Raw genomic sequence first — 12182 nt, forward strand, 5'->3', positions numbered from 1 at the left:
CATTAGGTATGGAAGAAAGTAACCTCTAAAACAAAAAAGCATCCCAATTTTCTAAAAAGAAAAAAGGAAAGCTTTCCATTGGCTAAGTGCTGAATTTATTTCAGCATCTTAAACTACATTTCCCAACACCTTGGGAAACAACACAACATCGTAATACTAAAAAAGCTCTAATTTCTCAGAGCTTTTTTGCAATAGTTGCGGTCTGGACGGGACTCGAACCCGCGACCCCCTGCGTGACAGGCAGATATTCTAACCAACTGAACTACCAGACCGTTGCGTTATTGCGGTTGCAAATATACACGCCTTTTTTTATATGTCAAATGTTTTTTTAAGTTTTTTAATTTATTTTTTGAAGCCAAGAATACCTAGATTTGAGTGGATTTCCATCCCTCTTGAAGAGGTTAGGTAGCGCTTATCCAAATTTTTGACGTTCCACCATATAAGTGGTTAAAATAGAATTAAAATTTTTATTCACATCTGCCTCAACATATTTAATCTTGTACTGCGCACATTTTAAACGTAATGCATCAAAATAATCGTTTACTGCTCTGTTGTAATTATCTTTAACGGTATCAGCATATAAGTTAATATGTTCTCCTGTTTCTACATCAATAAAACGCTTGGGAGTATTGTCAAAATCAAACTTTAACTCTTTTTCTTTATCAAATACATGAAATAAAATCACTTCGTGTTTATTATATTTTAAATGCCTTAATGCTTCAAATAACTTTACTTCATCCTCTGAGGTTTGAAACATATCTGTAAAGAGAAATATCATAGAGCGCCTATGAATCTTTTCGGCAATCTCGTGTAAATATTTATAGGTTTCTGTTTTAGCATTTAAAGGTCTGGAAATTACGGCATCGCTTAAATGATTTAATAACATTTGATGATGGCGTTCACTACCCTTCTCTGGTGCATAGTAATCGTAATTATCACTATAAATACTTAAGCCAACAGCATCGCGTTGCTTCTTTAAAATTTGCATTAAAGATGCTGCTGCTAATACTGAAAAGCCAACTTTGTTTAAGCTATCTATAGAAAAAGTATCCTGCTCTGGATAATGCATGGAACTACTATTATCCAGTATAATATGGCATCGCAAATTCGTTTCATCGTCATAACGCTTTGTATATAACTTATCGGTTTTCGCATATAATTTCCAATCAATATGGCGTGTACTCTCCCCGCGATTGTAAATTTTATGCTCAGCAAACTCTGCCGAAAACCCATGGAACGGACTCTTATGCATTCCAGTAATAAAGCCTTCCACCACTTGCTTTGCAAGTAGTTCTAGGTTTTTAAAACCTTCTGCTTTATTAAGTTCCGATTGTAAGTTCATAAGCAAAAGCCCCTCCTAACCTCCCCAGATGGGGAAGAATTTCACTCATAATCTAAAAAAGAATGAAATACATTAGGTCTATTAATATATATTTAATTTAAAAAAACGTTTCTATACGTTAAGAGTGAGAGTTTCCCCTTCGGGGGCTAGGGGGCTGTAATTCCATCCACAATACCATAAGCCACAGACTCTTCCGCTCCCATCCAATGGTCACGATTAAAATCTTTCATTATTTTATCAAAGCTCTGTCCGCAGTTATCTGCTAAAATTTGTGCACTCAATTCTTTTGTTTTCAAAATTTCTTGTGCTGTAATTTCAATATCACTCGCTTGTCCGCGTGCCCCACCACTTGGTTGATGGATCATTACACGTGCATGCGGCTGTATAAAACGTTTACCCTTGGTGCCAACTGATAATAGGATAGATCCCATAGAAGCCGCTAAGCCCGTACAAATAGTAGACACATCACTATTTAGAGATTGTATACAATCATACATAGCAAAACCAGAAGTTACATAACCACCAGGGCTGTTTATGTACAATTGTATATCTGCTGTTTCCAGTGCATCTAAATACAACAAACGATCTATAACGTGTTTCGCCGATTTATCTTCAACCATCCCCCATAAAAACACCTTACGTTGCTCTAATAATTTATTATCAATAGCGTCTTGAACTTTATTTTTACTCATCGTAGTTTTTAAATTTATTAAGCATCTAAAATAAAAAAAGGTTTACCATAAGGCAAACCTTTTATACTTTCTTTTCTTTTTCTATTTATAGAAGCGCGTCAATCGCATCTGTATACGCATTCTTTGGCGCAACACCTACTTGTCTGCCCACTACTTCTCCATTCTGAAATACCAAAACTGTAGGTATATTACGTACACCGTATTTACCAGCAAATTCTTGGTTAGCATCCACATCTACCTTACCTACAACGGCTTTACCTTCATATTCATCACTAATTTGCTCAATTACTGGTCCAACCATTCTACATGGGCCACACCAAGCTGCCCAAAAATCAACCAAAACTGGTTTATCGCTATTTAATACAGTTTCTTCAAACGTTGCATCTGTTATCTCTAATGCCATGATATATTTGTTTAAATTTTTAATTCTTTTTTAATAACACAAAATTAGTCAAAAAAAAATCCAAAGCTTACAAATCATCAATTTGTTTTCCCTATAACGGCATTAGTTAGGCTTATTTCTTTTTTTGATACCTACTTACCTGTGGTATCTCAGGTAGGTTATCCTATCGAATAGAACATGATTGCTGGCAACTGGGCTTTCCATTCCTAATCCTCGCCTGCGCTGTGGCTTTTCTCTACATCCCTTAACGCAACCTTATCCGTACACACTTTTACTAAACGTACAATCTTCCATATCTTAACCATTTTAAAATGAAACGAAAAAATACGCAACCAAAAAGTTGCTTAATAAAAATCTTTTTGTTAGTTTAGCAACCAATAAGTTGCATATAATACAAAAACGAACTATTATGAAAGATGTAATCACTAAAGAAGTGGTATTTAGCCATAACATAGACCAAGTATGGAATGCTATAACAAAAGCCGAAGAAATCTCCACTTGGTTTATCCAGGCTGACTTTAAAGCAAAAAAAGGGTATAAATATGTTTTTACTGCTCCACCAAACGATAATGGCTGCACAACAATACATGGAGAAATAGTAAGCGCAACCCCTTACACACTTATTTACACTTGGATTGAAGGGAGCTCTGATGTTGAAACCTCTGTAAAATGGGAGTTACAATCTACTCCCCAAGGCACAAAACTCACTTTGGAGCATTCTGGCATTTCTAATTATGCAGGAGAAACCGCAATAGCCATGTTCCAAAATTTTAATGGAGGATGGGACAACTGTATTAGCGGATTAACTAGTTACTTAAAAAACGAAGTGAATGCAGGATAACATCACAAAACTATTTAAAGCCATAGCAGATCCAACTAGGCGTGACATATTTCACGCCTTGGTTATTGCTACCTCAGCATTATCCATTACACAAATTTCAAACCAGTTTGATATGACACGCCAAGGTGTTACCAAACACATAAAAACACTTGAGGAAGCCGGTTTGGTATACATTGAAGCTCAAGGTCGTGAACGTTTTTGCAATGCTAACCCTAAAGAACTCAAAGAAGTAAACAAATGGCTGAAATTCTACGAACAGTTCTGGGATGACACATTAGGCAACTTGGGCAATTATTTAGACTCTAAAGCTTAAATTATGAATAAACCTCTTAACTATTCCCAAAATATTCAAATACATGCCAATCCCAAGACTATATTTGAAGCTTTAAACGAAGGCATGAACAATTAGTGGGGTGCTGTAAGCAATGCTAATTTTGAAGTGAATGGAAAGTTTACAATTACTTTTGATAACGGTTATTGGTGGACGTTTAGAATTACAGAATTTAAGCCCAACCAAAAATTAACTTGGATCTGTATTGATGGCGAACCCGAATTCAATAAAGAATGGATTGGACATGAGTTGCATTGGGATATAAAAGAAGAAAACCAAAAAAACCTCCTAAATTTTCATCAAATCGGACTAACACCCCTATTACAATGTTACAAAGTTTGTTCTACTACTTGGGATATGTTCATTATACAAAAACTAAAATCGTATGTAAATAAAAAATCGTCAACTAGAACTACTAGTTGACGATTATAAACGGGGCACACATTTAACTATTTCCTTTTTCTTTTTCTAAGGGTAATTTCTGTAACTGTTCCATCTGGAGCTGTCTTTGTAGCAACATTGTCACAAGTTCCATCACCGTAATCTATAACCGTAGTACCTTCTGGTCTGGTATATTCTTTAACTCCTGAAGCAATATATTTACACTCGGCAGGTTTTACTAATGGGGTTGTAATTTCTACTGTAAAAGTATTACCCTCAGCATTAGTATATATAGAAGCGCCTGTAATAGTTTTTTCGTCATCAAACCACGAATAGGTATCGCTTCCTGCAGTAATTTCTACAGTTCTGTTACCTACTTTAGATACAGTGCCATCTTCAGTCTCAATTGTAATATCCACTGAACCAGACATCTCAGGGTTACCATTATCATTTTCTTCAGTAAATACATACTGTTTAGTACCGTTTACTACTCTTCCATTTATAGTAACATCAGTAAAAGTTACAGTTCTTGTTCTAGAACCATCAGTCTTTTCTCTTTCTTTAGTAATCGTACCAGTAATTGAGTTCCCTTCTTTATCTGTACATTCGCCATTAAATACTATGGTAGTTGTTATAGTAGTATCAGTTTCTACAACTGTAATATCTGAACATTCTTTAAAAAACCCTGACCAACCATGTCTATCTGTACCTTTAGATGTTAATCCGTTATTTGATGCAGTGATACCATAAGAACTTTCAGAATATAAAACTATATTATCTAAAACCTCCTCGGTTTCTTCAATTGCTACTTCTGCTTCAACAGAAAGTTCTGTAGCAGTATTCAAATCATCTTGGGATGTCTCTTCTTTATCACATGCAACAAAGAAAAGAGTAACTAAAAACATTAAACTTAAAATTTTTCTCATGGTAATTAATTTTTTTATTTGTCTTATTCATTAATAAAACAGGCGAACTTTAAAATTACCTACCACCAACTAAAAAATTAATTCAACTTAAACCTAACATCTTGAGCCTCTAATTCATTCAACAATTCTTGGGACACCTTTACTTTTTGTCTACGGCTTGGCATGGTCAACTTCATTTTTTCTTTAGTATCATAGACCAAGAAATTTAATGCTTGATTTCCAGGATGCATATGCAACAACTCCTTTAAAGCTATAATCTTTTGCTCTGTTAAGTCTTTAATATCAACTTGTATGGATAGTTTTTTTGCATATTGTTCCATCACATCATGTAGTAATTGAAAACTGTTAAATTGCAATCTAGGGTCGCTCTTTTTACCCGTATCTTTATTTACCCAACCTTCACGAACAAAGGCCTTCACGAACACAAAATTATTCTGCAGTAAGAAATGCCGTTGTTTTAAATATTCTTCCCCAAAAATCCTGAACTCGTAACTATCGGTATAATCTTCTACGGTAAAAAGTGCCCAACCTTTACCTTGTTTACTTACTCGATGTTGCACATCAGTAACTACTCCACCAAACACCAGTTCCCTATTTACATAAGGTTCTAAATTATTAAACATGCCCACTGTGGCGTTACAAAAGGTGTTCATCTCGGTTTTAAAATCATCTAACGGATGCCCAGAAATATAAACTCCAACCACTTCGCGTTCTTTACTCAAGGTTTTCATAGTACCCCATTCTTCACAGGGTGGTACTTCTGGTTCTGGAATTTGCACATCACTACTCTCCCCAAATAAACTTACCTGTGCTGAGTTTTCATTCTCCTTATACTTTTGCGCATACTTAATGGCTTTTTCTAAAAAGGTAATCCCATCGCCATCATCATGAAAATATTGTGCCCTATGGGTATTATCCAAACTATCAAAACCTCCTGCCAGAGCTAAATTCTCAAAGGCCTTTTTATTTGCTGCACGTAAATCTATGCGCTTTGCCAAATCAAAAATAGATTTGTAATGCCCATCTTTTTTACGATTTTCTACAATCGTCATTACCGCACCGTGACCAACGCCTTTTATGGCACCCATACCAAAACGTACGGCACCATCTTTATTTACAGAGAATTTATAATATGATTCGTTTACGTCTGGCCCCAAAACATCCAATTTCATACGCTTACATTCTTCCATAAAAAAGGTAACTGATTTAATATCATTCATATTATTGGAGAGTACTGCTGCCATGTATTCTGCTGGATAATGCGCTTTTAAATAAGCTGTTTGGTATGCAATCCATGCATAACATGTAGAGTGCGATTTATTAAAGGCATAACTTGCAAAGGCTTCCCAGTCTTTCCAGACCTTCTCTAAAACTTTAGCATCATGCCCATTGGCACTGGCTTGCTCAATAAACTTGGGCTTCATTTTATCTAGTACTGCAATCTGCTTTTTACCCATTGCCTTACGGAGTACATCGGCTTCACCTTTGGTAAAATCCGCTAGTTTTTGGGAGAGTAGCATTACCTGCTCTTGATATACCGTAATACCATAGGTTTCCTTAAGGTACTCCTCCATGGCTGGCAAATCGTATTCAATTTCCTCATCGCCATGTTTTCTGCGAACAAAACTCGGAATATATTCCATAGGTCCCGGACGATACAAGGCATTCATCGCAATTAAATCCTCAAACACCGTTGGTTTTAAATCTCTTAAGTGTTTTTGCATCCCAGGAGATTCGTATTGGAACACCCCTACCGTTTCTCCTCTCTGGAATAATGCATAGGTTTCTTCATCATCCAGTGGAAAATTTTCAGGGTCTAACTGAATACCATGTTTGGCTTTAACGATTTTAACCGTATCCTTGATTAAGGTTAGTGTCTTTAAACCCAAAAAATCCATCTTTAATAACCCTGCATCTTCTACTACAGAGTTATCAAATTGGGTAACGTACAAATCAGAATCTTTAGCCACTGAAACAGGGACGAATTTGGTAATATCATCAGGTGTAATAATAACACCACAGGCATGTATTCCTGTGTTTCTTACCGAACCCTCAAGTGTTCTAGCTGTGTTTACAGTTTCGGCTTCTAAATCACTACCTTCTGAGATGTTTAAAAGCTGGTTTACTTTTTCTAAATCTTCTGCTCTAAACTTCTTGCCCAATTCCTTTTCATCTAAACCAAAAATCTTATTTAATTTAGACATATTGGGGATTAACTTTGCTATTCTGTCTGCATCAAACAACGGCAAATCCAATACACGTGCTGTATCACGAATAGAAGATTTTGCTGCCATGGTACCGTAGGTAATAATTTGTGCCACTTGGTTGGCTCCATATTTTTCAATTACATAATCCATGACGCGACTTCGCCCTTCGTCATCAAAATCAATATCAATATCTGGCATACTGATACGATCTGGATTTAAGAAACGCTCAAAAAGCAAGTCGTACTTTAGTGGGTCTATATTGGTAATCCATAAACAATAGGCGGCTACCGAGCCTGCGGCAGAACCACGACCAGGACCTACCGACACATCCATATTTCTTGCTTCGCGTATAAAATCCTCTACAATTAAAAAATATCCTGGATATCCTGTGTTTTCAATAACACTTAGCTCAAAATCTAGTCGCTCTGTTACCTCTTCTGATAGTGGCTCACCATATCGTTTTTTTGCACCTTCATATACCAAATGTTTCAGATATGCATTTTCCCCACGCTTACCTCCATCAACTAAATCTTCTTCATGCTTAAATTCATCTGGAATATCAAAAGCAGGCAATAAAACATCTCGTGCAAGTTGAAATGCTTCAATCTTATCTACAACTTCCTGTACATTTAAAATCGCTTCTGGAATATCACGAAATAACGCCTTCATTTCTTCAGAAGACTTAAAATAATATTCTTGGTTTGGCAAACCGTAGCGATAACCACGACCACGACCAATAGGTGTGGCTTGCTTTTCCCCATCTTTTACACATAATAAAATATCATGTGCATTGGCATCTTCTTGATTTTGATAATACGTATTATTTGATGCTATTATCTTTACATTATGTTTTTTGGCTAGTTTAATTAAGGTAGGGTTTACACGATTTTCGTCTTCTTGGTTATGACGCATTAACTCTACATACAAATCATCTCCAAACTCATTTTTCCACCAAACCAAAGCCTCTTCCGCTTGGTTTTCTCCAATATTTAACACTTTGCTTGGTACCTCGCCATATAGGTTTCCCGTAAGCACTATGATATCTTCTTTGTACTGCTGAATGAGTTTTTTGTCAATCCTTGGCAAATAATAAAATCCATCCACAAAAGCATGTGATGACAGCTTGGCTAGATTGTGATAACCGTTTTTGTTTTTAGCCAAAAGCACTATTTGATACCCATTATCTTTTCTGGTTTTGTCGGTATGGTCTTCGCAAACAAAAAACTCACAACCTACAATGGGTTTAATCAATTTTGCATCAGTAGACTCTCCTTTTTCCTCTGCTGCTTCAATTTTTGCTTTTATACCACTATTGGCTTTATTTACGGCATTTACAAAGTGAAATGCCCCCATCATATTAGCATGATCTGTTAAGGCTACTGCTGGCATGTTGTGCTCTGCTGCAGCACTAACCAAATCAGACACGCTCATGGTAGATTGTAACACCGAAAACTGGGAATGGTTGTGCAAATGCACAAAATCTACATCCGCTAAATCCGATATACTTTGCTGAATGTCTTCTCTAGAAATACTAGATTCCGACTTCTCAATACGCTCACGGATTTTAGCACTTTCCCGCTTTAGGTTGATGTGCTTCAATCCAATGGTTTTAACAGTATCTGGATTTGCTGTTTTAAAACTCTCAAAATAATCTGGCTCAACATCAAGCTGTTCCTTGGTGTATTCGCCCAAACGCACCAACTCTAAAAAACAACGTGTGGTTGCCTCAACATCGGCAGTAGCGTTATGTGCTTCAGCAAATGGGGCGTTAAATAAAAACTCATGAAGCTCTGTTAGGGTTGGTAATTTAAATTTACCTCCCCTACCTCCAGGGATTTTACATAGTTGCGCTGTATGTTCTGTACAGGTATCTAAAACGGGTAACTCTTGTAATGGGTTTGCAATAGCGCCACGCACAAACTCAGCCCCCATAATATTTAAATCGAACTTTACATTCTGCCCAACTACAAATTTGGTTTTTCCTAAAACGGTATTAAATTTTTCTAAAACCTCGGCTAAAGGCACACCTTGTTCTTCTGCTAATTCTGTAGAAATCCCATGTATTTTTTCTGCATCATATGGGATATTAAACCCGTCTGGTTGCACTAAATAATCTTGCTGGTCGATACAGTTCCCCATAGCATCATGCAATTGCCATGCAATTTGTATACACCTAGGCCAATTATCTACATCTGTAATTGGTGCATCCCATCGCTTTGGTAATCCTGTGGTTTCTGTATCGAAGATTAAATACATTTCTTGTGTTTATTTATTGGACCTGATAGTCGTTGATTCGTGAACAACGAGCATATAAAAATAGGTAGAATTTCTACTTTTTTAAAGTGAAGTTTTTAAGAGTTGTGAACAAAAAAGTGCCTCTACTTTTTATCGCAGAGACACTTTGCTAAATTCTCCCTAAGAATTAATTAATAGCATGGTAAAATTACCACAAAAAATTTAATATCAAATACCTTGTACTGGGTACTTGTAAAAAAAACGTCTTTACAACGAATTGTAAAGACGTAATATATTGGGCAAATATTGTAACTAGGACACTAAAGTCTCATGTACTTTCACAGAATTAATGGTAGCCTGTATAGCACTTTTCTGTTTAAATAGTAGCGCATCAATATTTGCTGGTAAATCTCTTTCCCTTAGAATGTCATAGTAAGCATCTAGACTTTTTTCTTCGCCTCTTATCACTTCCTCTAAAATTGCTTCTTCATCGTTACTTGAGAACAAACTTTTAAGTGTCATCCAATTCCTGTGTACCGTCCCTTTAAAACTTCCCGAGTCTATCGGCTCTTCGCCATATCTTAAGATTTCAATCTTTAGCTCTTTGGCAAATTCTGCACGCTCATTGGACATTCTCTCGAAGAATTGCTTTAAAGTATGACTGTCTACATTCTCAGAAGCATTTTTATAGCCTTTTTCGGCATCATAATTCTTAATTAATAATTCGTTTAAACTGTTTGAAATTTTTTCAGTGTACTTCATTGTATCGTTTTCATTTTAAATTTCAATATATTCTTTAAAGATGCGTATTGTTTCACATCTGCATCTACATTATATAAGAAATACAGGTACTTGTCAAGGGATTTAACAGCCTTTATGATAGTTTTAAGATGCTTTAACATTTAAATAACGTATCATGAAACTGCTTCAAAACCAATAGTTAGAATAATTTACATAATTTAGTTTTCTAAAACTCAAAACTAGACTATGAAATTAGCACTCTATCTCATTGCATTTATATTTTGCTTAAATAATTACGCTCAAACATCTCCACTTTATATAGGCACGTATACAAGAGAGAACAGCAAAGGCATTTATAGATTGGACTTTAATACTGAAACTGGAGAACTTAGCAACCTAGAGCTTGCCATCCCTATTGACAACCCTTCCTTTTTAACCTATTCGCCAGACAGAACACATTTATATTCTACCAATGGTAGCGATAGTGGTTTTATTTCCTCATATAAAATACTAGATAATGGCAGCTTGCTATTATTAACCCGCGTGAGCAGTATGGGTAAAGGCCCGTGCCATATATCTATAAGCAAAGATGGTAAAACGGTTGCCGTATCTAACTATGTAGGTGGTAGTATTGCCCTATATCCCGTTAATGAAGACGGTAGTTTGGCCGAAGCCACACAAGTGTTTAACCAAAGTAGTGATGAAAGACAGTCCCACGCGCATTCGTCCCTATTTTTTAAAGATGAATTATTTGTAGCTGATTTAGGTAGAAATGCCGTATTTCAATATGTATTGAAGGATAAAGAATATGAATTAAAATCTGATGGGCTTGTAAAAACAAAAGGTAATCCCGGTCCACGACATTTTAAATATACTAAAGACGGACAATTTATTTATGTGATAAATGAATATGGCGCCACCATTACCTCTATAAAACGCACAAAAAACGGATTTAAACAAATTGATGAAGACAATACGCTAGAACCTGGGTTTACAGATTTTAATAAATGTGCAGATATCCACATATCTGAAGACGAACGTTTTGTTTACGGCTCTAACCGTGGCGAGAATACTATTGCTGTTTTTGAACGTAATACCAAAAACGGAAAACTTAATAAAATACAGAGCATATCTGTTCATGGCGATTGGCCTCGTAATTTCACAATAGACCCGACAGGTAAATTTTTATTGGTAGCCAATATGAAGACAGAAAATATCGCTGTTTTTAGTATCGATAAACACACAGGAACCCTTACATACTTACATGATTTTAAAGTACCAGAACCCGTGTGTTTATTATTTTAAAATTCGTTTGCAAATAAACTACTGGTTTTTAAAAAAATATGGTATATTTGCGCCCTTAATTACAACGGAAACCTTGAAGCAAAAACTTCAAGGAATTTTTTTCAATTAATAATCGAGGTCGGGAACCTCAAATAATTAATTATTATGCCAGTAAAAATTAGATTACAAAGACACGGTAAAAAAGGGAAACCTTATTACTGGATCGTAGCAGCGGATTCTCGCGCTAAAAGAGATGGTAAATACCTTGAAAAATTAGGTGCTTACAATCCTAACACCAACCCAGCAACTGTAGATTTAAATGTTGATGGTGCTGTAAAATGGTTACAAAATGGTGCACAACCAACCGATACAGCAAGAACACTTTTATCTTACAAAGGTGCTTTGTTAAAAAATCATCTTGCAGGTGGTGTTAAAAAAGGTGCTTTAACTGAAGAGCAAGCCGAAGAGAAATTCAATGCTTGGTTAGAGGAAAAAGCAGCTAAAATTCAAGCTAAAGCCGATGGATTATCTGAAGCTGAAGCTAAAGCTAAAGCTGAAGCACTTGCTGCTGAAAAAGCAGTTAATGATGCAAGAATAGCTGCAGCTGCTCCTGTTGTTGAAGAAGCAACAGAAGAAGATGCTCCTACTGCTGAAGCAGAAGCTTCAAACGAGGAAGAATAAAAAACAATTTTTTTATACTTTTAATCCCGCCAATGGCGGGATTTTTTCTTTTATTAAATAAACTCTTGAAACACTTAATGTGTTTCAGTACACAAACTCTAATAATAAAATCCTGAAA

11 protein-coding genes and 1 tRNA gene are annotated in these 12182 nt (G+C 35.9%); 5 read left to right on the forward strand and 7 right to left on the reverse strand.

Going from position 1 to position 12182, the window contains the following annotated elements:
* Positions 1-198 precede the first annotated feature (198 nt).
* The 4 genes from JS605_RS02035 to trxA all read right to left on the reverse strand — a co-directional run bounded on the left by JS605_RS02035 (position 199) and on the right by trxA (position 2461).
* Positions 199-272 (reverse strand) — tRNA-Asp (locus JS605_RS02035).
* A gap of 140 nt (positions 273-412) precedes the next feature.
* Positions 413-1342 (reverse strand): DUF58 domain-containing protein, encoded by a 930-nt coding sequence (locus tag JS605_RS02040; RefSeq protein WP_203256012.1) that lies wholly within the window; start codon positions 1340-1342, stop codon positions 413-415.
* A gap of 146 nt (positions 1343-1488) precedes the next feature.
* On the reverse strand, positions 1489-2034 hold the full coding sequence (locus tag JS605_RS02045; protein WP_203256013.1) for a ClpP family protease: 546 nt from the start codon (positions 2032-2034) through the stop codon (positions 1489-1491).
* A gap of 85 nt (positions 2035-2119) precedes the next feature.
* A complete protein-coding gene (gene trxA / locus JS605_RS02050; RefSeq protein ID WP_394369018.1) occupies positions 2120-2461 on the reverse strand; it encodes a thioredoxin in 342 nt (113 codons plus the stop codon).
* Positions 2462-2846: 385 nt separating this feature from the next.
* Between trxA and JS605_RS02055 the strand changes: the two genes are divergently transcribed.
* The 3 genes from JS605_RS02055 to JS605_RS02065 all read left to right on the forward strand — a co-directional run bounded on the left by JS605_RS02055 (position 2847) and on the right by JS605_RS02065 (position 4032).
* Positions 2847-3278, forward strand: coding sequence for an SRPBCC family protein (locus JS605_RS02055; protein ID WP_203256015.1), 432 nt, complete (start codon positions 2847-2849; stop codon positions 3276-3278).
* The gene (locus tag JS605_RS02060) at positions 3268-3591 is read left to right on the forward strand and encodes an ArsR/SmtB family transcription factor (protein WP_203256016.1); all 324 of its coding nucleotides are present in this window, start codon (positions 3268-3270) and stop codon (positions 3589-3591) included. The genes JS605_RS02055 and JS605_RS02060 overlap by 11 nt, the downstream gene beginning before the upstream one ends.
* Before the next feature lie 126 nt (positions 3592-3717).
* Complete coding sequence (locus JS605_RS02065; RefSeq protein WP_203256017.1) at positions 3718-4032, forward strand: hypothetical protein; 315 nt, start codon at positions 3718-3720, stop codon at positions 4030-4032.
* Between the two features lie 26 nt (positions 4033-4058).
* On the opposite strand, the gene JS605_RS02070 is transcribed toward JS605_RS02065, so the two are convergent.
* From JS605_RS02070 to JS605_RS02080, 3 genes are all read right to left on the reverse strand, one after another.
* Complete coding sequence (locus tag JS605_RS02070) at positions 4059-4916, reverse strand: hypothetical protein (RefSeq protein ID WP_203256018.1); 858 nt, start codon at positions 4914-4916, stop codon at positions 4059-4061.
* 77 nt (positions 4917-4993) lie between these two features.
* Positions 4994-9379: a DNA polymerase III subunit alpha gene (gene dnaE, locus JS605_RS02075; protein WP_203256019.1), complete on the reverse strand. Its 4386-nt coding sequence runs from the start codon at positions 9377-9379 to the stop codon at positions 4994-4996.
* Positions 9380-9670: 291 nt separating this feature from the next.
* Positions 9671-10120, reverse strand: coding sequence for a ferritin-like domain-containing protein (locus JS605_RS02080; protein ID WP_203256020.1), 450 nt, complete (start codon positions 10118-10120; stop codon positions 9671-9673).
* Between the two features lie 225 nt (positions 10121-10345).
* On the opposite strand from JS605_RS02080, the gene JS605_RS02085 reads away from it, so the two are divergent.
* Both JS605_RS02085 and JS605_RS02090 read left to right on the forward strand, forming a co-directional pair.
* Positions 10346-11404: a lactonase family protein gene (locus JS605_RS02085; RefSeq protein WP_203256021.1), complete on the forward strand. Its 1059-nt coding sequence runs from the start codon at positions 10346-10348 to the stop codon at positions 11402-11404.
* A gap of 144 nt (positions 11405-11548) precedes the next feature.
* Positions 11549-12064 (forward strand): 30S ribosomal protein S16, encoded by a 516-nt coding sequence (locus JS605_RS02090; protein ID WP_203256022.1) that lies wholly within the window; start codon positions 11549-11551, stop codon positions 12062-12064.
* The last annotated feature ends 118 nt before the right edge of the window (positions 12065-12182 follow it).

The sequence above is a fragment of the Hyunsoonleella ulvae genome, from assembly GCF_016827605.1.
In the GTDB taxonomy this organism is placed as follows: Bacteria; Bacteroidota; Bacteroidia; order Flavobacteriales; family Flavobacteriaceae; genus Jejuia; species Jejuia ulvae.